Genomic DNA, 24,567 nt, shown 5'->3' with positions numbered 1-24,567 from the left:
CGCCTCATTTATCAATGCAGGCGGCGTTTTCTTTTACAGAATTTGTTTATAAATAAAAAAACTGTCATTGGTTTATGCCCCCATCACGTTTTGGGATTTATATAATCATCGGGTTGAACGCCGGCTACGACTCACCCGGTCGAGGCTACGCCCGACCACCCTCTCTCCGGCTTGCGCCGCAAAGAGGGTTTGGGAAACCATTCCGATGTAAATACCTGATTATAACCATTTTTAAATAACAAACCCTCTTTGCGGCGCAGCCGGAAAGAGGGTCGGCCAGCGCAGCGTAGCCGGGGTGAGTAGTAGCCGCCATCCTATGTACGGCATTGACACTTCAATTACACGTATCAAAAACATTAGCAAACCGAGTTTAGATAGCCTCCAAGCTTTCGTTTACTGTTATTTCTGAACAAAGAAATTATATGTTCCCGAATCGGAGATATTGCCGTTGGCATCTATAGTAACTACGCGCCAGTAATAAGTGGTATTTGCACCTACCGTTATATCGTTAACAAAAGTATCTGTAATGTGATTCCTGAACAAATCGGGGTTGCCCGATGGACCAAAATACACATCGTAAGCTACAATATTTGAACTTACCGAGCTTCCTTTCCAGGTTAGGTTTACTTTGGTTGTACCAGCGCTTAAAACAGCGCCAAATGCAGGTGCCGTAATTTCGGCAGGGAAGGGTGCATAAGTTACAACTCCTGGCCCGGCGTTATAAAATTTCCAGGTATCACTTTTGGTTACAACCGATGATTTATTTGATTTAGAACCGATGTACCAGGAATAAGGAGTGTTACGGAGCAGTTTTACCGTTGCACTTGTTGCAGATGTGGTTTGCGTTGTTGCCGTTTTGGTTAACAGGTTTGTTATCGTTAAATCGTACTGGTTTGTGTTCGAGGACGCGTTCCATGAAAAAGAAACCGAGCTTTCTGTGGCAGATACTACTGTACCTGTAAGGCAGGGCTGATCTTTTAGCGGTGCGGATAAAGTTGCTATACCCGGCGCAGGTGCAGGCGCTTTTTTTCCGCACGATACGATAACCAATATTGCTACTACACTTAAAATACGCTTCATCATTTTTTTACAATTTTATAGCCTGACTTATTGTTATCCAGGTTTAAAGTAAGGTAATACACCCCATTTGGCAGGGCCGACATATCAAGCTGCATTACACCCGATTGATTGGTGTATTTGCTATTCAACACGGTTTTACCGCTCATGGTATTAATCACGTTAACACCCACGTTATTGATGGTTTGGTTGCCGATATTAACATTAAGTACGTTTTGAAACGGATTGGGGAACGGTACAACCTTATCGGCAACTATAATAACTTTTTCAATTACGCCCTGGCATAGGTTATCTGTTGTTATGCTGAGTTTATTGTAACCGGCAGATAGCGGAAGGCTAATTTCATTTTGTGTAGTATTATACGTTACGCTATTTAATACTATCCTGAAAGATGTTCCGCCATCCAATTGTAAGTTCAAATTATTAAGCTTCGGATCGACGGTTGAGTAAACCGATAGGTCTTTAGGTTCGGTAACTTTTACCTGGAAGCATTGGCTGAAAATTTCGCCGTCAACCGAAAAACAGATACTGTATTCGCCTGGCGACAGGTTGTTCACCGTTAATGAATCGGTAAAGGGGTAAGATTTGTTCAGCCCGTTTCCTGTTAATGCAGCGGTATATTTAAGCTTTTGCAATGCCGCTATGTGGATGAGCCCATTGTTACTTCCCTTACAGGTTGCACTTACAACGCTGATGTTGAAATTATTGGCCGGTAGCTGCAACTGCGTTAAAACGCTGATATATAAGGAATAAGTAGTGTAATTATTTGCAGTGATGGCAACCGTATAAGCCCCTGTTTTGGTAGCGACATAGGAATTAGTTGTTGCGCCTGTTATTTCCTTCCCGTCAACCGCCCATTGGTAAGTATAACCGGTTGATGGCGAAGCCGACAGCGTAACACTGCCCCCCTTAACAATAGTTGTTGACCCTGTAGCTGTAATTACCGGCACAGGTGCTACAATCAGCTTACCGGCCACATAATTGAATGCGTAATTTTTTGCACTGGCGCCTGTGGCGGTTATGGGGTAAGTACCCGCTGCCGAATTTGTGGTTGCTGTGGTACTGATTGAAGGCCTTGTAAGTATTACTGTTGTATCCTGCCCATAAACAAACCCCTTATAACTAACCGTTAAAGCCGGATTGTCTTTCAATATGGTTTTTATTTTATCATCGGCAGCAACCGTTAAAACCGCTTTATTAATAGTTAACGGCTGACTAACAGGCACAGCGGCCGTATAGTTAACATTCCCATCCTGGTTGGCCGTTATAGTAGTTGTACCCGCAGCTTTAATGTGTATTTTATCTTTAACAATGCTTGCCACTGTTGTATCGCTGCTGCTGTAACGTATCCTGATCACGGTATCGGTACTTGTGGCAAGGGGGCTATAATCAACAGCACCGTAGGTAACAGCAGGCAGCTTATTAAACGTAATAGTTTGCGAGCCGATGCCTACCCCAATGCTCACCTTTGCACTTGACGAACCTGAGCTGTTATATGCTGTAACCGTATAATCTTTAGCAGGCGATACAGATAAAGGTATACCACTAATTACACCCGCGCTGTCTATACTTAGCCCCAATGGCAAACGCGGGTTTACGGTATAACCGTTAACGGCTACTTTTCTGATCCTGTCATTGCCCTGGTCGGCAATCAACAGGTTATTTTTACCGTCGAAGGTTAAACCCATGCTGCCCCTGTAGCTACTTAAAGTATCGGTAGCATCATTAAATGTTTTGTATGATCCCCCCGAAAATGGAAGCGGCCCGATTTGTTTGCCGGCCTGATCGAACTGTATGATACCGTAAGCCTCGACAGTTGAAAGATATACCCGGTTCAAATTATCAACGGTGATGCCATATGGCGATATATAAGTGGTATCAGTAAAGGTATTCACAAAACCAGGGCCGTTTGCTGCTGTATACACCTGCCTGATGCAATTATTTCCCTGATCGGCCACGTAGGCTATCCCATTTTTATCTACCGCAACGCTATAGGGTATTTTAAATGTTGCTTTTGATCCAAAGCCATCAGTACGTCCCGGTGCTCCTGTACCTGCAATTGTGCTCACATCGCCCGATGGTGTTATCCACCTGATCATGTTATTATAAGTATCAGCAACAATTATATTGCCCGATTTACCGTCGTAAACAAGGCTGTACGGGTGGTTAAAGCTTGCAGCAGTTCCGTTGCCGTTTTTATTACCATCGTTCACATTGCCGGCAAATGTACTTACCAAACCGGCCGGCGTTATCTTCCTGATCATGTTATTGCTGAAATCAGCAACGTATACGTTGTCATTTTTATCTACGGTTACCCCTGTAGGATAATTAAATCGCGCAGCGGTATCCTGCCCATTTTTCGCACCTTTTTTTGGGTTGCCCGCAAATGTACTTACCAGCCCTTTCGCCGAGATCTTCCTGATCATGTTTAAGTTGGCGTCGGCAACATACATATTTCCTTTGCTATCAAGGGCAACGCTAACCGGGTTTTCAAAACGCGCATATTTGGCCAGGGTATCTTTGTAGCCATAGTATCCGCTGCCGGCCACCGTACTAACTTTCGAGTAAATTTCTGCAGGTATGGCGCCACCGGTATTTTTGGGAGCAGCAAGGGTTGCTTTTGCCCCTACCGTAAATTTAACAGCACCACTGTAACTAATGGCCGGGGCTTGCGCGAAGCTATTTTGGACAATAAATAAAATAAGGCAGGTTATGACAAGGTAAAATTTCCTCATATTATCGGTTTAGGAATTTTAAAGCAAGTTTGAGTTAAAAAATTTATGGAAAAGTATCAAAATTGCCGCAAATATCAAAATAGTTATGAAATGTTTATTTAAAATACATACAATCTTTACGTTTTATTCGGGGCAGATTATTAAAAGGTTATGCTTAAATTAATTCCAGTTTAACATATTATTACCTGCATCATCAGGCACTTCAACTAAGCTAAAAACAGGAAAGGCCCTATCATTGCTGATAAAGCCTTTTCTAACTTATAAAATCGACTGTTAAATTCCCGACAAATCTCCAATCTGCTCGGTTTTTACCAGTTGGCGAATATCAAAACCTTTGTTTGCGGCCCGCACCAGCAGTTGGTTATAGGTTTGATCGTCAAGCGTAGGCCTGCGGCTCAAAATCCATAAAAATTTACGGTTGGGGTGGCCAACTACGGCATAACTATAATCTTTTGCTAAATCGATTATCCAGTACTTGCCTTTAAAAGGCCAGAAAAATTGAACCGACAGCTTGGAGTTAACTCCTTTATCAGTTACGGTTGCGCGGCCCTCTGTCACTTTAAGCTCGGTGCCCTTAATACACCTGTTTTTAACAATGATACTGCCATCTTTGGCCAGGCCATAGGTTGCCGATGTACATGAACATCCTTTTTCAAACGGATGCGGAAATGCCGCTATCTCGAACCATGTACCAAGGTATTTTTTCAGGTCGACGTAATTTACAGTTTCCAAAGGTTTTTCGTGGGCATGCAGCACCAGGGCCGAAGCAGCTAAACCCAAACCTAATACTACAGAAGTTGCCAAAATTTCTTTCTTCATACTCCAATAACGATTAGCCCCGGCAAAAAGTTTAAAGCGATTGCAGATATTTATGTTGTTAAACACCCTGAAATATTTAATTACCTTTGCCACAAAGCATTAAAATTGGAGAGTACAGCTGCATTTCAGCACAAAAACACCATCAGTATATTAGGCTGCGGCTGGTTTGGCCTGGCATTAGCCAAAGCGCTTATCAGCGATGGGATAAGGGTAAAAGGTTCAACAACATCGGAGCAAAAAATAGCTTTACTGGCTAATGAAGGAATTGCGCCATACCTGGTCAATTTCTCTGCAGATGAGGAAACATATAATGCTGATTTCTTTGATTGTGACGTGCTCTTCATCGCGATACCGCCAAAAGCCCGGTCGGGTGCCGGTGCCGAATTTATCCCTAAAATACAGCGTATCCTAAGTGCAATCAGGCTTCATCATGTAAAAAAGGTGATATTCATAAGTTCAACAACGGTATATGCCGATTTAAACTGCGAAGTAGATGAGCACACCCCTCCCCTGCCGGATACCGAATCGGGCAAAATTCTGCTGGAAGCCGAAAACCTCTTCAAAAACGCCCCGGCATTTCAAACAACCATTATCCGCTTTGCGGGATTAATTGGCCCCGGCCGAAATCCAGGACGCTTTTTTGCCGGCAAAAAAAATATCCCCAATGGTAACGCGCCGGTTAATTTAATCCATTTGGACGACTGTATTGGGATAAGTAAAGCTATTATAATACAGGACGCATTTGGCTGCGTGTTTAATGGATGCTTGCCTCAACACCCGCTAAAATCAGCATTTTATGCACAGGCTGCCGTAGATGCCGGGTTGGAAAAGCCGGAGTTTATTGATGAGTTAAAGGAGTGGAAAATTGTGAAGAGTGTGAATGTTGAAGAAATACTCGGTTATCAATTCAGGCATACCTTATAACAATGGAGATAAAGATGGTTTATCCCCCATCACAAAAACCAGCCTTCCCCCTTTCAAAATATCTTTATGGCTGATGTAGTTCTTCAGGTAGGGCTTCCCATTCAGGCTGATACTCCGCACGTATTTATTGCTCACCGACAGGCCCAGGGCTTCAATAACAAAACTTTTATTACCCGGCAATGCCAGGCTAACCTTGCTCAATTGTGGAGCACCGAAAACATACCGGCCATCGGCCGGGTTAACCGGGTAAAAGCCCATGGCTGTAAAAATATACCATGCCGACATTTGCCCGCAATCATCATTCCCGGATAAACCGCCGGGTTTGTTTTGGTAAAACTGATCGGCAATTTGCCTCACCAGCCTTTGCGTTTTAGCAGCGTCGCCGGCAAGCGTATATAAATAAGCAATATGGTGGTTGGGCTCGTTGCCATGAGCGTACTGTCCTATCAAACCGGTAACATCCAGTGTTGAGCCCTTGCCAAACACTTTGGAATCCATACTAAACAGCGAATCGAGTTTAGTTAGGAAAGCTCGCTTACCTCCCATCAATTTTATTAATTCCGGAATGTCCTGTTGCACCTGCCAGGTGTATTGCCATGCGTTGCCTTCGGTATAGTCGCCGCCAATGGCCAACTGCCCGCTATCCAGCTTGGCAAAGGGCTGTACCCAGTTACCATTGGCCAGTTTGCCCCGCATCAGGTTTGTCGATTTATCAAACAGGTTTTTATAAAATGCAGATCGTTTAATAAAATAGTTATAATCTGCCGTTTTGTTAAGCAATCTGGCCAACCGGGCGGCACACCAGTCGTCATAAGCTGCCTCTAAGGTACGCGATACTGCCTCGCGCCTTACTGAGTCTGATGGCAGGTAGCCATACTTTATGTACAAGTCCCAATTGTATTTGGGGTTTTTATTAGTAGTTAGAGTAGCTTTTATGGCCGCAAATGCTTGTTCTTTATCAAACACTTTAATCCCTTTCAGGCTGGCATCCACAATAACCGGGATGGCGTGGTTGCCTATCATGGCGTAGCTTTCTTTGCCAAACAAGGTCCATACCGGCAATAATTTGGTTATGCTGAAGTGTTGCAGCATCGTCTCAACCATTTGCCCGTCTTTATCAGGACAAATGAGGGTATACAGCGGATGAGCTGCCCGGTAGGTATCCCATAACGATAGCGTAGAATAATAAGCCTTATCGGCAGATTGATGCACCAAACCATCAGCTCCGCGGTATTTACCATCTACATCGGCAATATTATTGGGTTGGATAAGCGCATGATAAATACTGGTATAAAAGGCTGTTTTTTGTTCGCTTCCTCCCTCGGCCTTCAACCGGGAAAAATAGTTTTCCCAAACTTTAGCTGCCCCGGCTTTAACCTGTGCAAAGGTTTTATTGGTGGTTTCGGCAGTAAGATTTTTCCGGGCTCCATCAATACTCACTGTGGATATGGCAACCCTGGCTTCAATGGTTTCGCCGGGGTAGGTATCAAAATCGACAACCAGGCGGCGATGGGCGTCGCCATCAATAAAATGATAACCAGTAAAAGCTTTGCCGAACGTAGCGGCAAAAAAAACCTTCTTCTCAACCCATTGGCTGGTATAAGCGTAACCGCTGATGTTGGTTTTACTATTGATGGTAATGCTGCCTTCAGATACATGTTCTTTTAATTGTTCGGCATCCTCAACCAGGCCGCTTTGCATATCAATAAGCAAATGCGATTTACCGGGTTTGCTAAACGTATAACGATGCAAACCCGTGTGAGCCGCAGCTGTAAGCCGTACTTTGATTTCATGATCGCTTAAAACAACCTCATAGTACCCCGGGGACGCTTTTTCTGTCTGGTGCGAGAATTTGCTCACGAATTTTAATGGGACATTTCCCTGGAATGGAAAGAACAGCACATCGCCCAAATCAACACCGCCGGTGCCGCTTAAATGGGTATGGGCAAACCCGGTTATCACGCTATCTTCATAACGGTAACCCGAGCAGTAATTCCAGCCGAAGTTACCTGTCTCGGGGCTTAGCTGCACCAACCCGAAGGGAACGGTAGCACCCGGGAATGTATGCCCGGTTGCCGATGTGCCAATAAAAGGGTTTACGTATTTACTATATGTTTGGGAATAAGCTATACGACCCGAAACAAAGCAAAATAGCAACAAAACAACTTTCGGGCACCAGGATAACCTCATATCAAACGCTTATTGATGAAACATATAAACCTGGGGGTCTATCACCTTACCATCGGCAGCTTTGATAATCAGCAAATCCTCGTTACGGTTGGTATTATCGGCAATATAGTGGCCGCTAATAGCATAGGCTCCTTTTTTAAGGTGCAGCATCCCCTTTTGCGGCTGCGCGTACTTATCCTTACCCCGGTAAATGATCTGTTCGCCATTGATAAACAGCGCCGGGCTAACCAAAAAGCCCGAAGTAAGCTGGTAATCACCGTCGGCATTAATCCGGATAAAGCCGTTTACTTTTACCCAGGTAAGGTTTCCGTCTGTTACCGGCAGCACCATAGGCGTGGAAGAATTGATGATAGCCGTTGTTACTACCTGTGTGGTATCTACTTTATCAATATTGTATTCCTTACTCTTAATCAGCCGGTAGCTGAAGCCTGGGGTAAACGCAGCCTGGTCGATAACCACGGGTTTAATATCCACATGCCTGATCATGGCCTCCTGTAAAATATGCTGCTTATTTAGTGTCCAGGTGGTGTAGGTTTTAATGCTGAAGGTATCCTGCAGCATGGTATTGATTTTTACCGGGAACAATTGTGGTTTAGCGGTGCTATCGGGCATTTTACCGTTAAGCGAATAACGTACCTGCGCACCTAACAGCGGGTATTTGAGCACCAGGCCAAACTGGTTGCTGTTGGTTACTATGTTATCCATGCCCACAATATCGGGCAGGCGGGCATTCCAGTTCCAGAGTTTGAAGTAGCCGTATTGCTGCTTCATTTTGTAGGCAAATCTATCTATGTCTTTATTTTCCGCTGCCGACCAGGTGAGTTCGGCTACGGCTAAAGCACGCGGGTAAACCATGTATTGCAGGTGTGCGGCAGTGGGCACTTTCTCGGCCCAGATATTGCCCTGGGCGCCTAAAATGTATTTGGCCTCTTCGGTGTTAAGCTCTTTAGACATGGGTTCGTAGTTGTACACCATTTGCCACGTTACTGTTGGGTTCCATCCCACCGGTTCCAAATCCTCGGCAGCCTGCGGGGCATCAAAATACATATAGGGCAGCGGTGTCATTACCACATGGTGGTGCATTTTTGCTGCGGCTATACCGCCCGCCTCGCCCTGCCAGCTCATTACCGTGGCTGATTCGGCCAGGCCGCCCTGCAATATCTCGTCCCAGCCAATGAGTCTTTTATTTTTGGAGAGCAGGAATTTTTCTATTCGTTTAATAAAATAGCTTTGTACTTCCTTCTCGCTTTTCAGGCCCTCTTTTTTCATCAGCGCTACGGCTGTAGGGCTTTTCAGCCAGTCCACCATTTCGGCTTCATCACCACCGATGTGAATGTATTGGTTAGGAAAAAGCGCCATCACTTCGGTAAGCACATTTTCCATAAAGGTAAAAGTATACTCGCCCGGATCCAGCATGCGCACGCGGTGTTTGGCGCCGGTTGAGTCCTGGCAGCCTAATTCGGGATAAGCAAATATAGCGGCCTCGCTGTGGCCGGGCATTTCAATTTCGGGCAGGATGGTTACAAACCTGTCCTGCGCATATTTTACCACCTCTTTAATTTCAGCCTGGGTATAAAATCCATCCTTGCCTCCTCCATCTATCAAATTATCCAGCTTGCGAAATTTCCCCTGTTTTTCATAATAGGTGATCCTGGCACCAACTTCGGTCAGTTTTGGATATTTATTAATCTGGATGCGCCAGCCTTCATCATCGGTTAAATGCCAGTGAAAAACATTTAGCTTGTAATGGGCCATCACATCTATGTATTTTTTAACCTCATCAACGGTAAAAAAATGGCGGCTTACATCCAGGCTTAAACCACGCCACTGAAAACGGGGCGCATCGGCTATACTACATGCTGCTAATTTTAAAGGAGCAACGGCACGCCCCGGTAATAACTGAATTAATGATTGTACCCCGTAAAACACACCGGCACCATTCCCCGATATTTTCACAATGCCAGGTTTTACCTCCAGGTTATAAGCGCCTTCTTTATTGGTTACCGTGGTTACCAATTGGATAGCTATAGCAGCCGGAACTTTAGGATAAACTTTAACCTTCAAATTCAGCTTATAATACGTAGCAAGATAGGTTTGCAGGTATTTACCCACAGCCTCGTTTTCTTTATCAACCCCGATAACTGCTTTACGGCTTAAAACAAAGTTGCCTTTTTGTTCGGTTAAGCGCAAAGGCTGCGGTATAATGTGCAGTTGCGCTTTTACCTGCAAACAGATGCAGGTGCTTATAAAAATCGCGGTTAAATACTTTATGCTGATGTTACTCATGTAAGGGGTGACTTAAATTTTTACGGTGATTTTTTTGACGTACAATATCCAAACAGGGATAAATATAATGATAACCGTAAGCATGGCCGATATCAGCGACGCATTCTCTGGCGAAAAACTGGGCGTAAGCAGGTGAAAGTACATGTACGACCAGATATTTGTTTTATGCCCGTTATCGGTAACCGTGATGATGGATAATATCTCCGGGATTACATCGGCTAAAACATAAGCGGCTATGGCATTGCGGCCAAAGGCAAGAAATGGCGGCAGGATTTTTTTATAGCCTTTTACATCGATAAGCCAATACGATAACGACAGAATAATGATAGCCAACCCGGACGTAAACAGCACAAATGAGCTTGTCCACAATTGTTTATTGATGGGGAAAAACGTGTTCCATATTAAGCCGAGTATTACCAACAGCGCTCCCGCACCGGTAAGTTTAAAAATTTCGTTGCCGTTTTTAATCTGGTCGCTTTTAAGCCAGGTGCCTGTAAACACACCTAACAAGCAAGTAGCAATAGCGGGTATAGTACCCAATAGCCCTTCGGGGTCCCAGGTTTTGGAGGCCTGCCAAAGGTGATTGGTGGTAAAAACCATCCTATCAATATAAGCGCCTAAATTAGTTTCCTTTTCCAGGTTGGGATGAGCTACACCGGGAACCGGCACAAAGGTCATGATTAAATAATAACCAATTAAACAACTCACCGCTACAATAATTTGCGTCCGGGTATTCGTTTTCAGATACGTAATGGCAGTAATACCAAATACCACCCCAATGCGCTGCAACACGCCGGGGAAACGAAGATGAGCAAACTGAAAATCGCTAATCAGGGGCAGGCAAACACCTAATGCAATGATGATTAAAGTACGGCGCAAAATAGAAAGGACAACCTTGCCATGGTTTGCTTCATCTGCCTTTTTACCCTGCATGGCATAAACGATAGATACTCCCACCATAAAAAGGAAGAAAGGAAACACCAGGTCGGTTGGGGTGCAGCCATTCCATTTAGAGTGTTCCAGCGGCCAGTAAATATGCCCCCAATCGCCGGGATCATTTACCAGGATCATAGCCGCGACAGTAAAACCACGAAAAAAATCGAGCGAAAGTAGTCGTGGCCTGCCCGTACTGGTGGCCTTATCGCCAACTATTGTATTTGCCATGTTTTGTTATTTACATAAATCGTCCGGCCGTCAGATCTTTTTTCCAGGGGCCTTAAGCGTATACACAAAATGATAACTGCCCGAAACCACATTCATCTGTTCATCATTACCTACTTTTTTAATATCGGTAATTTCCTGTTCGGTGTTAAAATCCAGGCCGCTTTCGGTGATCTGATCTGTTACCGATGGCAAAACTACCCGTGCTGTAGTATTTGGCGGCACTACAATATCCAGGGTAAATATGCCATTATTAATACTCCATGCCGACTTTATTTTGCCATACAGGGTTTCCAGTTCGCCCTGCGCGCTGGTTAATTTACCGCCCGGCTTTGGCGCTATAATAATTTTGTGAAAACCCGGATCAGCCTCATCTGTATTGATGCCGGCAATTACCCGGTACATCCAATCGCCTATGGCGCCATAAGCATAATGGTTAAAAGAGTTCATTTCGGGGTCTTCAAAAGTACCATCGGGCTTAATGCCATCCCAGCGCTCCCAAATGGTGGTGGCGCCGTTTTTTACCGGGTATAACCACGATGGGTATGATTCTTTCATCAGCAGGTCATAAGCAATATCAGTAAACCCAAAACGGCTTAACACATGGCAAATGTACGGCGTACCCAAAAAGCCGGTGGTGATGTGCTCATCATAATCATCAATGTTTTTTACCAGCCTTTTTGCTGCCGATACCCTCAGGTTCTCGGGCAGTAAATCAAAATTTAATGCCAGCACGTATGATGTTTGTGTACCAGATATCATGCGCCCGTTGGGTGTTACGTACTCGCTGTTAAACGCTTTTTTGATATTATACAACAGCTGCGAATATTTTTGCACATCATCACTTTTGCCTAATATTTTGGCTGCATTGATGAGCAGTTGGGTTGAGTGGGCGTAAAATGCCTGCGCTATCAGGTTTTTGTCGGTTAGCGCGGCACCATCTTCGTAATTGGTGCCGGCGTAAAACAGCCAGTCGCCAAAGTGGTTGCCCGTATCCCACAGGTAATTGCGGCTATGCAGCTGAATGTAGCCCACCCACGCCTTCATACTTTCGTACTGCTGCTGCAATACCTGTTTATCGTTATAAGCCAGGTAAATATTCCAGGGGGCTATGGTGGCCACATCGCTCCAGCCGGATGCGGCCGACGATGCGCTATCCAGCATATTGGGTATTACGTAAGGCACAGCACCGTCTTTATGCTGATCGGCGGTTAAATCTTTTAGCCATTTGGTGTAAAAGCCTGCCACATCCATATTAAAAGTGGCTGTACGGCAAAAGGCTTGTGCGTCGCCGGTCCAACCCATGCGTTCATCGCGCTGCGGGCAATCTGTAGGCACATCAATAAAGTTTCCTTTTTGGCCCCATTGTATATTATGCTGTAACTGGTTAACCAAAGGGTTTGAGGTAGAAAACTTGCCTGTTTGAGCCATATCAGAGTAGACGGCGTAGGCAGCTAAATTTGTTGAATCCAGCGGACCGGTATAACCCACCACCTTTAAAAACCTGAACCCCTGGAAAGTGAAATGAGGTTCGAAAGTAGCAAGGCTGTCATCCTTAAAAACATAGGTAATTTCCTGTTTGGCAGTGCGCAGGTTTTTGGTGTAAAAGTTCCCTTTTTGATCCAGTACTTCGGCATGGTAAAGTTTTATGGTATCGCCAGCCTTTGCTTTCAGTTTAAACTGTACCCAGCCTACCAGGTTCTGACCAAAATCAACAACCTGCTCGCCTGCCGGTGTGGTAAATACTTTCAGGGGCAAAAACTTTTCATGTTTTTTTACGGTGGGGCCTGCTGTGGCAATCAGGTTATCTTTAATAGTCGAATCGGTTTTAACCGTATCCCAGGTCATATCTTTATAACCTGGATTTGTCCATCCGATTTTTTCTTTTCGGGCATCATAAACCTCACCATCAAAAAATGAGGACGAGCGTATCGGGCCGTAAGCCACTTTCCAGCTTTTATCCGAATTAATTATCTCGCGTTTACCGTTAGTGTATACCAGTTCCAACTGGCAAAGCAGGGCCAGCTTTTTGCCGTATACATTTTTTTTACGGTTATAGGTATAGCCCCTGTACCAGCCATCGCCTATGGTTACACCAATAGCATTATCGCCTTTTTGGATACTGGAGGTAACGTCATATACATTGTATTGGATGCGTTTGTTATAGCTCGTCCAGCCGGGTGCAAAATAATCGCTGCCCACACGTTTTCCGTTTATTTGTGCTTCAAAAACGCCGTGCGCCGTAATGTATAAATGTGCGGCACGCACTTTTTTATCTAACTTAAAACTTTTACGGAACATTGGTGCGGGGCCGCCGGTGGTATCGGACACATAAGTATCCTGGATCCATTTGGCCGACCAGTCGGCACGATTTAGCAAACCCATTTTCCAAAAGTTAACCATGCTCCAGGGAGTTACCCTGTTTTTGTTATCCCAAACCCTAACCTGCCAATAAACTTTTTGGCGCGAAGCAAGCATAGGCCCGCCATAGTAAATCTGGATGGATTGATCGGAATAAATGCGGCCCGTACCCCAGATGAAATCCTTGCCTTTGGTTAACGATACCGCATTGCTTCCAACTCTTATTTCGTAGGATGTTTGCTGAATGCCACGCTCGGGGCATACCAGTTTCCAACTCAAACGCGGATTAGCAACAGCAACCGATATGGGATTGGTTTTATACTCACAAATAAGGTTATCAACCGTGATGGGTGGTGGTAATAGCTTAACCTGGCAGAAACAGCTTAGGGAAACAGAAAATAATAAAACGATACTGAAGCATACCTTTTTGAGCACGCTTACCTGTTGAATATAATTCATGCATTAAATATAGCTTTAGAACGATTTTTGTTTTAAGTACCGTACATATTTAGCTATAAAACAAGTAAAAATGATGTGGTAATTGCAATATCTATCAGTAAACGAAAATGGCCCCGCAAAAGTTTCGTGGAGCCGGTAAGCCCCCGCGGGCTAATGCTCCAGGGTGCCTTCGGTTAATGGGTATTGAAAAAGCAGGCGGATATTTGAGTATGCAGCCGAGTTAACATTCCAGTAAGGTTTTTTAAAGGCCTTTTCGCGGGCGCCGTGGGCGGTCATCACGGCAACCGCCTTACCTGTACGCAAAAGATCAAACCAGCGGTGGTTTTCAAATGCAAGTTCAACCTGCCTTTCATGCGCTATAGCATCCCGAAAACCATCCTGCCCCGAAATATTTAACGCGGCATCGTCATTCCCTACAGATTTAGCTGCCAGCCCGGCTCGTTCGCGTACCAGGTTTAAATATTTAAAGGCATCGCCGCCACCCACAAATCCCTGCTCGTTAAGGCATTCGGCCAGCATCAGGTAAACGTCTGCATAACGGTAAACCGGGAAATTTTTGCCGGTTACACCCTGCACGGCACTTGTGGTTGCAAACTTTTTAATAAACGGCAAATCAACCCCGTATTCATCAGATGTAAATTCAATTAACGAAGCATCTTTCCGGTTATCGCCATCTTCATATGCATTAACCAAATCCTGTGTTGGTATATTCCATCCGTTTTGCGCGCCATTGGCTATCTCAAAACCGGTTACGTCAGAGTCATAATAATCCCATGGTATAAACGTATCTACAAAATCGCTGCCCAGTCCGTTTGAACCCTCAATGTATTGTATTTCGAAAATAGATTCCGGGCCGTTCTCTTTGGTGATATCAAAATTATCGGCATAGTCGGTGTTCAAACTGTAGGCATTTGATGCAATAATATTGCGCAAAAGCGGTATGGCCAGGTCAAACTTTTTCTGGGTCATGTAAACCTCGGCAAGCATGGTTTCGGCGGTACCTTTGGTTACCCGGCCTTTATTGGCTGCGCCGGCATAAGCTACAGGTAGTTTGGCAACTGCAACTTGCGCATCGGCAATAATAGCCGCATAAACAGCGGCAACTTCGGCCTTGGTTGCTACCTTGTAAGCCTCGCTTACTGATGCTACCTCGTTAAGTACCAGCGGCACCCGGCCAAACATGCGCACCAGGTTAAAATAGTTGAATGCGCGTAAAAAGCTGGCCTGCCCGGCTATGGTATCGGCAACTGCCGCATCAAGTTTGGCAGCAGGCAGCCGAGCCAAAATAGCATTGCAACGGCCAATGCCTGTATAGCTGGCATCAAAAAAAGCGCCTACCATATCGTTATTGTTCAACTCCCTAAACTCATCTATTTCCTCTTTATTGGTACCGGAGCGGTCATAAGGATCAAACTCGTATGATGTATTGTCAGACCGCATTTCGCCCATTGCCCAAAAACTGCCGTTATAAAGGCCTTGTAACGGTGCATAAGCTCCGTTAACCGCCTGTATAAACTGTGCCTTTGTCTTGAAAAAATTGGTTGTATTTTGAGTATCAGCAGGCTGAAGGTTAAGATAATCTTTTTTACAGCTCCACGTACCACATGCAATAAGTACCAGGAAAACATATATGTATTTTTTCATGATTTCTGTTGTTATGGTTTCACCATCGTTAGTTTGAATACTCGTTTTCAATTAAAATGTCACGTTACATCCCAACGTGTAAACTGCCGAAACAGGGTAGCCCGTAAAATTTACGTTGGGCGACAGCGACCTGTTACCCTGCTGTCCTTCTATCCCTACCTCGGGGTTACCGCCTTTATAACCGGTTAAGAGGATGGCGTTTTGGGCACTGAAATACACCCTGAAATTCCGGGTGAACTTTGTTTTAAAATTGTAACCAAAATCAATGTTCTTAACCGCCAGGTACGAGTTACTTTCGACCCAGTAGGACGGGTAATAATCGCGCGCAAGATTGGTGTTTGAAACAGTGGTAGGCAATATGCCAGCGCCGGGATTACTTGCAGAGCGCCAGCGGTGAATAACCGACTCCTCGACATTAAAAACCCCATCTAAATTGGTTGTAAACTGCTTGTACATATCAAATACGTGCCCGCCAACTGATCCAGCTGTAATAATATTCAGATCGAATTTTTTGTATGAAAAATGATTGCTGAAACCAAATGTAAATTTGGGCCAGGGGTTGCCTATATTGGTTTGGTCGTTACCGTCAATTACGCCATCGCCATTAACATCCTTATACCTGATATTGCCAACCTGTTCGCCGTCAAAATGAGGGTATTTATCAAGCTCGGCCTGGTTTTGAAATATACCTTCAAAAATATAACCGTAAAACTGGCCTAAGGGCAGGCCCACTTTGGTAATACTTGTGGGGTTGTCGTTTTTAGGTGCATCGTATATATACGGTGTAGGGCCCAAATCAAGCACCTTATTGCGGTTAAATGATATGTTAAAATCTGTTGACCAGTTAAAGTTGCGCGCTACTATGTTTTTTGTAGTTAACGTAAACTCCCATCCGCGATTACGTACATTACCCACATTTGATAAAGCGTAACCATAGCCAGATACAATGGGAATTGGGATATACTGCAGCATCCGCTGAGTATAACGGTTATAATATTCGGCAATTAAATAAATGCGGCCTTTTAGCAACGATACATCCATGCCTATATCCAGTTGTTTGGTAGTTTCCCAGCCAAGCTCGGTATTGCCAATCTGGTCGGTTATTGAAGCTCCCGGGGCAAGGCCACCACCAAATGTATAATTGGCCACATCAACAACGGGAATATAATCATAATTCCCTACATCGTTATTACCGGCAAGACCGTAGCTTGCGGTAAACTTCACCTGTTCAACGGCAGCTATTTTAGGAAAAAAAGATTCGTCGGAAATGCGCCACCCGCCTGATACCGAAGGGAAGGTACCCCAGCGGTGCCCGGGCGCAAACCTTGATGAACCATCGCGACGGATGGACCCGCTTAAAAGGTATTTATCTTTGTATGCATAATTTACCCGCCCAATTAACGATTGTAAGCGCCACTCGGCATCACCGGCATCGGCTGTAATGATGGTGGCGTTGGCAACAGACCGTATGGCATCGTCAGGGAAACCTGTACCGAAGGTAAAACGATCATGTGAGTTTTCCTGCTGTATGGAGTAATCGGCCAATACGGTTAATGTATGGCTGCCCCAGGTTTTTTTATAGTTAATGCTGTTTTCGTTAAGCCAGTTAAAAACATTTTGCGAAGTGAATGATGCTACCGCTTTTTGTTGATTACCATCGCGGTTTGGAACATTAAAGCCGCCCAGGTATGATGGCCTGTAATAATCCTGTGATTTGGTTTGATAGTCGACACCGAATGTTGATTTTATGTTCAGGCCTTTAATAACTTCATAATCAATATAAGTGTTGGCAAGGGCCCTAAATTCGTTGCGCTTGTTGGTTGTATTTACAAGCGAGCTTACCGGGTTATTATTTTGAAAAGTACCAGGAGAGCCGATAACGTTGGTATATGAACCATCGGGCTGTTTAACCGGCACAAGCGGGCTTTCCAGGTAAGCCTGGCTTAACGCAGCCGAAAGAAAGTGCCCATCCGTTTCCTGTAAATTCCTGAAGCTGTAAGTTGGTGCTATATTTAACCCTACGGTTAAGCCTTTAGCTATATCTGCATCAATTGTAGCTTTTAACGAATAGCGCTTAAAAGCCGTATTAAGCACGGTACCCTGCTGATCAAAGTATCCTAATGAAAACAACGACCGTACTTTTTCGGTGCCGTTAGCTATGGTAACATCATAATTTTGCATTGGTGCAACCCGGGTTACAGCATCAAACCAATCGGTGCCTTTGCCAAGCGACTGAGGATTTTTATACGCATCGGGAATGGGGTTATTTGTACCATTAACCGCGTTTGCATCCTGGATAGCTTCAGTGCGCCATTGCGCAAATTCGGCCGCCGTCATCATTTTAAGTTTGCTTTTGGGCAATACTGATTGCAGGCCGGTTGAAGTATTTACCGTAACAGACGATTCTCCCTTTTTTGCCCGTTTGGTAGTTATCAGGATAACCCCGTTTGCACCGCGCGAACCGTATATGGCGGTTGAAGCAGCATCTTTAAGCACGCTTATATTTTCAATATCATCCGGATTGATAGTACTTAGCGGATTTGAATACTGATCGAAACCGGGCGAGAGTGGAAACCCATCTACTACGTACAACGGGTTATCGCCGGCACCAACCGAACCGGCACCGCGAATGTTAACCGCCACACCGCCACCCGGCGTGCCCGTAACCTGGTTTACCGTAACACCAGCCAGTTGCCCTGCCAGTTTCAGATCAAGGCTGGCAGCTTTTATCTCTTTAATATTGGCCATTTTTACGGTTCCTACGGCGCCGGTAACGTTTTTACGTTCCTGGTTACCGTATCCCACCACTACCACCTCGCTCATTTGCTGGTTATCTTCATCAAGAGATACGTTGATAACCGCACGCTTGTTAACGGGCTCTTCTTTGGTTTTAAATCCTACAAACCTGAAAACCAACACCGCGTTATCATCAACCTGGATGCTGTATTTACCATCGCCCCCGCTTATTACGCCGGTATTTGAGCCTTTAATGGTAATGCTTACACCGGGCAATGGCTGTTTGGTATTGTCAAGAACCTGCCCGCTAACGGTTATTTTATCGGGTATAACTAACTGCTCTTCCTTCTTATTTACAATAATGGTTTTGTTGTCAATGGTGTAAGTAAAAGGTTCGTCTTTAAAACACTCGCGTAAGGCTTGTTCAAGCGTGGCATTTTTTAAAGAAATTGTAACGGGTTTGGCCTGCTTAATTTCGTTGTATTTATAAAAGAAATAAAAGCCGCTTTGCTTTTCAATAGCGGTAAATACTTTATCAATAGCAGTGTTGTTTGCGCTTAACGTTATAGTTTGCGAGTAGCTTTTGGCGTTAAGCTGTAAACAGCCAATCATAATCAGGATAACCGTTAACTTCATTATCAAAAACAGTTTGGAGGTTGATGTTTGGGGCACATAAAATACTTTACCCCTAAAGTTTAATTGCATAACTTCGTCGTGTTTTGGGTGAACGTGTCTGTTAAGGAAACTCAGTAAAAGCTTAGCCCATACATTTTAGCCGGGAGTATTGCAGTACTCCCGGCATTTTTGATGGGTAAGGTAGTTGTAGGGCGTTAATGGAGATGTATGTTTTTTTTCATAGGTAAATGTTTTTTAAGGTTAAAACGGATATGGTTAAGGTGATACTGTTATCTTTTTATCTTCAACTTTAAAATGCACACGGCTAAGCTCCAAAACGTGCAATACCTGCGATAGCTTCACGCTTCGTTCAATTCTGCCCATAAATTCATCGTCGGATACTTTGCCTTTGTAAACAACCTCGATGTTGTACCAGCGCGACAGCTGTTTCATGATATCCCGGATGGTGGCCCGGTTAAAATCAAAAAAGCCATTTTTCCAGGCTACTGCCCTTTGGGCATCTACCTCAACAACCTGGATATTATCGCCTTTAACAATACCCTGTTCGTCTGGTTTTAGCAAGCTATGGCTATTGCCGCTGGTTAATTGAACCAATCCTTCCAGTAAAGTTGTTTTGATGTTATCTTCGTCGGTGTAAGCATTAATATTAAAATGGGTACCCAATACTTTTACATTAAGCGCACCAACATTTACCGCGAATGGCTTCGAGGGATTTTTGGCCACTTCAAAATAAGCCTCGCCGGTTAATTCAACGTGGCGTTGGTTGCCGGTAAATGCTGTGGGAAATTTGAGCGATGACGCCGCGTTGAGCCAAACTATGCTGCCATCGGGCAATATAACCTGGTATTGGCCTCCACGTGGTGTGCTGATGGTATTATAAGTTACAGGGCCATTTGCCGGCGAATCGCTACCCCTGCTGGCCTGGTAAACCAGTTGCCCATCTTTAGTTTTTGTAATGCTGACATTGCGTTTTTGGGCAATGGTGCCGATTCTTGCGGAATCGAGCACCACTTTTTCGCCGTTATCTAAGGTTAGGACTGCTTGATTTTTACCGGGGTCGGCATCGTGCTTAACCACCGCTTTGTTTGCTACTGCTTTATCTGTTGCCTTACGCTGCATGCTGTAATACGCCCCGGCGCTAATAACCATAAGGCCAATAACCGCCGCCGCTACATTCCTGAAAGCCAATAACCTGAATATTTTAGGCTGATGCTCTGCCTGCGATTGCTGAACAGCCGATTGCAAACGTTGCAGCATTTTATCTTCCAGCTCGTGCTTTACGCCAAGGGTTTGCTCGTCCCAATCATTATTAGTTTGGGCATTGTCAAACAATTCCATTAACAGCTGCACCTCATCGGCAGTAGCCTGCCCGTTAAGGTATTTATCTATCAATTGTTGAAATTCCTGCTTTTGCACAACATGGTTTTTATAAGGAGAGTATAAAAACGGGGGTATCCCCTACGCGGGGTGAAAATAAAATTTGAGAAAAGTGCGGCCTGATAAGGAAATTTGTGTTACAGCCAAAAAAGGGCCATCGGCCCGAAACATATTGTAGCCATGGGTTTCAACCCATGGATGATTGGCCAGAGGACAACAAGAGTGCCATAGGCACGGCCCATATTAGTGTAATCCAAGCATTTTCTATTTGTTCAACCGATATATAAGCATTGAAAATATGTCCCGAACCTACGGTTCTCAATCGTTCTCTTCATTTTTTTCCACTGGTTAAAACCCGTGGCTACAAGATTGGCCGAGGCTACGCCTTTAAATTGGTGTTGAAGAAGTACAGATCTGTCAAGAAAAGACATGTAACCCCATCTACAACAAAAACAAAGTCCCCAGCGAAGTACGTAATTGCTTAAGCGCTTTGGTTAAATGATTTTCGACTGTTTTGGTAGATATATTGAGCCTTGATGCAATTTGCTTATGGGTTAGGTACTCTTCGCGGCTAAGTTTGTAAACTTCGCGGCATTTTTCGGGTAACGTTTCAACTACCGAATTTACCTGTGAAACCAGCTCTTTGTATTCTAAATTTTCATGAGTGGCAGGGCTTTGCAAACTGTTGGTGAGCACATCAAACACATCGCTTGTTACAACCCCGGCACGAATTTGCCTATAAACTTCATACCGGATGGATGCATACAGGTATGCTTTTAATGATACGGCTATTTGGATACTATTCCTGCTATTCCAAAGCTTGATGAACAGTTCCTGTATAACATCTTCACAGGCCTGCTTATCTTTTAAAACATTGTAGGCCGATAGGAACAATTGCTGCCAGTATTTTTTGTAGATAGCGGTCAACGCACTTTCATCGCCCGATTTTAACCGGTCGATCAATTGCACATCGCTTATAGCTACCTTTTCTGCCATCCTGAAACGGGGTTAACATAGAATTGCGATAAATTTAGCAAAAATTAACTATTGATGTAAATTATGGCATAAATCAATCGCAATCGCAGGAGTTTTAAAGCATTATTTCACCTCAAATTCCGGCTTGCAACTGTTATTTTGCATCATGAAAAATAATACCCATGCTGTGTCGCCGGCCATTGGTAATCTCGGCTATGCCGTGTTTCATATTTACCCGGTGGTAGCCTTTGCTGCCTTTGGCGGGGCGGTAACTGGTGGTAAATAATACCATATCGCCCTTGCCGGGCTTTAACACCATAGCCCTTGATTGTTCGCGCGGTTTTTGCTCCAGCAAAATAAATTCACCGCCCTCATAGTCTACCCCGGGCTCATCTAAAATAAAAACGGATTGTATAGGGAAGAATACTTCGCCATACAAATCCTGGTGCATGGCGTTATAACCGCCTTTGGCGTATTGTAAAATCAACGGAGTTGGGCGCAATTGTTCATGCTGATGGCAATGCTGCAGCAATTCATCTAAAGTATCGGCAAAACGAGTGGGCTTGTTTAGTAGTTCCATCCATTTATTGGCTATGGGCGCCAATTGAGGGTAAACACTTTCCCGCAATTGCTGAATAATTAACGGCAATGGGTATTTGAAATATTTATACTCGCCCCTGCCATAATGGTGGCGCTCCATCACAACCGTTTTACGGTAAAGTTCGTCATCAGTATATTGACTAACCAAGCCGGCGCATTCATCGGCAGTTAATACATTTTTCGCTACTGCATACCCACGGGCATCCATATCTGTCTTGATATCATCCCAGTTTAAACGGGCAATTCGTTCTTTAATTTCCATCACCTTTTATATTGATACCTGTTGATTAACAACTGCTGCCTCCCAGCCTATAATTGCCGATTTACGGATTGCTCCCCAATGATATTGACCAGATTCGCCCGTTGACCGGATGACCCTGTGGCAAGGGATTAAAAACGCAACCGGGTTGGCCCCTATAGCGCTGCCCACTGCCCGGCTGGCATTTGGCAATTGTATTTTTTGCGAAATATCGCCATAGCTGCATAGCGCACCCATTGGTATTTTGAGCAAGGCATCCCACACCTTTAATTGAAAACTGCTGCCCTTTAAGTGCAATTTTATTGCCGGCAATTGCGACCAGTCTTTTTTAAAGATATGCAAAATATCCTGCTGCATCATATCAACCACTTGTGTATAGGCCGCGTTCGGAAAGTGCTGTGTTAGCTGATCCAAAGCGTCGGCATGATCGTCGGCAAAAGCCATGTAGCAAATGCCTTTAGGGGTTGATGCCACAATGATATTACCAAACGGACTCTCGGCAAAACTGTAGTTAATGTTTAATTCCTTGCCGCCATTTTTGTACTCGGCAGGGGTCATACCTTCAATGTTGATAAACAGATCATGCAAACGCCCCGTACCCGACAGGCCTGTTTCATATGCTGTATCAAACAAAGTTGCCTGCTTATCTTTTAAAACACCTTTGGCATATTCCAGGCTTAAGTACTGCAAAAACTTTTTAGGGCTGATGCCCACCCAATCTGTAAACAAACGCTGAAAGTGGAACGGGCTGAGGTTAACCTTTTCGGCAACTTCATCTAAATTTGGCTGGGTTTTAAAGTTGAGCTTTATATAGTTTATCGCTTCAGCTATACGATTGTAATTGATATTTTCCTGCGTGTTCATAATCATATTTGTTATTTATAAACAAATGTAGGCCTATGGCGGATGGGGTAAAACCCGGAACTTGCTAAAGTCTGAATCAGAATTTACAGAATTTTTAAATGAACAGAATGTATGTGTAGTTTATTCTGTCAATTCTTTAATCCTGTAAATTCTGATTCAGATTTCTCCTCGTCGCAAATAACCCCAAACTCAGTATCAAACTGGTACCCAATACTACAATAAACAACAGCCCCGTACCAACCTGCGGTATCTTCAAATTATCCGGCAGGTTATAATACAGCAGTACGCTGATTAGCCCCCGGGGTACTATTACCAACTCGGGCATCAGGTCGGTTTTGGATACGAATTTGATGTATAAAAAGCGGACCAGGTAAATAGATACCAGTATTGCACCGCCGGTTAACAGCAAGGTAACATCCTGCAATTCATAAATATCCATGGTATAGCCAAACACTATGAAAAAAAACGTGCGCATCAAAAAAGCACTCTCGGCAGATAGCTGAAAAAGTTGTTTGATATCGTGCTGAAAGGTTGGATAGATAAACAGTTTCCTGAACCACGGAAAACTGATTTGGTTGGCATTGTTCAGGAACAGGCCCAGCGCCAGTACAATTATCAATGCCGATAAATGGAACGATTGCCCTACCGAATAAACCAATATGAGCAAGGCAATAATAAGGAACGATTTGATGTGATGCGTTAACCGGCCAATAAGGTAAAGCAACAGCAGGCAGGATATGATGGCTGCTATAATAATGCCTGTAAGTTCGGCGCCAAGTTTTATAAACGATACCACATCAATTTGCTGATTACGTACTATGAAGTTGAACAGCACCACGGTAAGTATATCCGAGAAAGAAGACTCGTAAATAATAAACTCCTTTTTGTTTTTACCAAGGTTGGATGCCGATGGAATAGCCACTGCCGAACTGACCACGCAATAAGGTATGGCATTTACAAAGCACAGGTAAAAGCTTTGCCCTGTTAAATACCTGATGATAAATGTAATGGCAAATGCGCTAACCAATAAAATGGTAAATGCCGAAAAGAACGCTTTTTTGATGATGGCATTTTTATCGTTGTTGTACCGCAGTTCCAGCGCTCCCTCAAATACAATAAGGATAAGCCCCAACGTGCCAAGTGTAGGCAGGATCACCTTAAAATTGATCATTTTCACTCCAAAATAGTCAACGGCAAAATGTATAGCGATGCCAAGCATCAGCAATAAGATAACCGAAGGGATTTTGGTTTTGCCGGCTATCAAATCGAACAGGTACGAGAAAATCACCAGTCCACTTAAGATAATCAGGGTTGTATATGTAGTCAAATTACCAATTGTTTAACAGGATGAGTAGATAAATCAGCCTTAACATTTCAAACTTAAGCATTGTTTCCCATTATTTTTTACCGCGTACGGTGCATCCCTTGTTTGAAAGCCGATATCTTTTATATTTACTTCTTTAA

General features: G+C 44.1%; 15 protein-coding genes. 1 reads left to right on the top strand and 14 read right to left on the bottom strand.

The features are described from left to right. Nucleotides 1-399: 399 nt before the first annotated feature. The 3 genes from FSB76_RS22060 to FSB76_RS22050 form a co-directional block, all read right to left on the bottom strand. On the bottom strand, nt 400-1,083 hold the full coding sequence (locus tag FSB76_RS22060) for a hypothetical protein (protein ID WP_147057199.1): 684 nt from the start codon (nt 1,081-1,083) through the stop codon (nt 400-402). Continuing rightward, the gene (locus FSB76_RS22055) at nt 1,080-3,812 is read right to left on the bottom strand and encodes an MBG domain-containing protein (protein ID WP_147057197.1); all 2,733 of its coding nucleotides are present in this window, start codon (nt 3,810-3,812) and stop codon (nt 1,080-1,082) included. Before FSB76_RS22055 ends, FSB76_RS22060 begins: the two co-directional genes overlap by 4 nt. A 273-nt stretch (nt 3,813-4,085) precedes the next feature. Continuing rightward, nucleotides 4,086-4,631 carry a lipocalin family protein gene (locus FSB76_RS22050; RefSeq protein ID WP_147057195.1) on the bottom strand — a complete coding sequence of 182 codons (546 nt, stop codon included), beginning with the start codon at nt 4,629-4,631 and terminating at the stop codon, nt 4,086-4,088. Between the two features lie 105 nt (nt 4,632-4,736). Here FSB76_RS22050 and FSB76_RS22045 point away from each other — a divergent pair, with 105 nt between their 5' ends. Continuing rightward, entirely contained in the window at nt 4,737-5,555 is an 819-nt protein-coding gene (locus FSB76_RS22045) for an SDR family oxidoreductase (RefSeq protein ID WP_147057192.1), read from the top strand. On the opposite strand, the gene FSB76_RS22040 is transcribed toward FSB76_RS22045, so the two are convergent. The 11 genes from FSB76_RS22040 to FSB76_RS21990 form a co-directional block, all read right to left on the bottom strand. Continuing rightward, the gene (locus FSB76_RS22040) at nt 5,550-7,745 is read right to left on the bottom strand and encodes a GH92 family glycosyl hydrolase (protein WP_147057190.1); all 2,196 of its coding nucleotides are present in this window, start codon (nt 7,743-7,745) and stop codon (nt 5,550-5,552) included. The two genes, FSB76_RS22045 and FSB76_RS22040, sit on opposite strands and share 6 nt — an antisense overlap. Before the next feature lie 9 nt (nt 7,746-7,754). Beyond that, the gene (locus FSB76_RS22035) at nt 7,755-10,031 is read right to left on the bottom strand and encodes a beta-N-acetylhexosaminidase (RefSeq protein ID WP_147057188.1); all 2,277 of its coding nucleotides are present in this window, start codon (nt 10,029-10,031) and stop codon (nt 7,755-7,757) included. 12 nt (nt 10,032-10,043) lie between these two features. After that, nucleotides 10,044-11,195 (bottom strand): acyltransferase family protein, encoded by a 1,152-nt coding sequence (locus FSB76_RS22030; RefSeq protein ID WP_147057186.1) that lies wholly within the window; start codon nt 11,193-11,195, stop codon nt 10,044-10,046. Nucleotides 11,196-11,225: 30 nt separating this feature from the next. Beyond that, entirely contained in the window at nt 11,226-14,012 is a 2,787-nt protein-coding gene (locus FSB76_RS22025; protein ID WP_147057184.1) for a glycoside hydrolase family 78 protein, read from the bottom strand. A 150-nt stretch (nt 14,013-14,162) separates the two neighbouring features. Beyond that, the gene (locus tag FSB76_RS22020) at nt 14,163-15,656 is read right to left on the bottom strand and encodes a RagB/SusD family nutrient uptake outer membrane protein (RefSeq protein WP_147057182.1); all 1,494 of its coding nucleotides are present in this window, start codon (nt 15,654-15,656) and stop codon (nt 14,163-14,165) included. A gap of 51 nt (nt 15,657-15,707) precedes the next feature. Beyond that, the gene (locus tag FSB76_RS22015) at nt 15,708-19,097 is read right to left on the bottom strand and encodes a TonB-dependent receptor (protein ID WP_147057180.1); all 3,390 of its coding nucleotides are present in this window, start codon (nt 19,095-19,097) and stop codon (nt 15,708-15,710) included. A gap of 186 nt (nt 19,098-19,283) precedes the next feature. Continuing rightward, nucleotides 19,284-20,444, bottom strand: a complete 1,161-nt coding sequence (locus tag FSB76_RS22010; RefSeq protein ID WP_147057178.1) for a FecR family protein — start codon at nt 20,442-20,444, stop codon at nt 19,284-19,286. 402 nt (nt 20,445-20,846) lie between these two features. Further along, the gene (locus FSB76_RS22005; protein ID WP_147057176.1) at nt 20,847-21,401 is read right to left on the bottom strand and encodes an RNA polymerase sigma factor; all 555 of its coding nucleotides are present in this window, start codon (nt 21,399-21,401) and stop codon (nt 20,847-20,849) included. 133 nt (nt 21,402-21,534) lie between these two features. Then, on the bottom strand, nt 21,535-22,242 hold the full coding sequence (locus tag FSB76_RS22000; protein WP_147057174.1) for a 2OG-Fe(II) oxygenase: 708 nt from the start codon (nt 22,240-22,242) through the stop codon (nt 21,535-21,537). Nucleotides 22,243-22,248: 6 nt separating this feature from the next. Next, nucleotides 22,249-23,103, bottom strand: a complete 855-nt coding sequence (locus FSB76_RS21995; RefSeq protein WP_147057172.1) for a bifunctional helix-turn-helix domain-containing protein/methylated-DNA--[protein]-cysteine S-methyltransferase — start codon at nt 23,101-23,103, stop codon at nt 22,249-22,251. Between the two features lie 136 nt (nt 23,104-23,239). Continuing rightward, entirely contained in the window at nt 23,240-24,430 is a 1,191-nt protein-coding gene (locus FSB76_RS21990; RefSeq protein WP_147057170.1) for a cation:proton antiporter domain-containing protein, read from the bottom strand. Between the last annotated feature and the right edge of the window lie 137 nt (nt 24,431-24,567).

Origin of the sequence: Mucilaginibacter ginsenosidivorax (genome assembly GCF_007971525.1) — a bacterium.
In the GTDB taxonomy this organism is placed as follows: Bacteria; Bacteroidota; Bacteroidia; order Sphingobacteriales; family Sphingobacteriaceae; genus Mucilaginibacter; species Mucilaginibacter ginsenosidivorax.
This window is presented reverse-complemented; position numbering and strand designations above follow the sequence as displayed.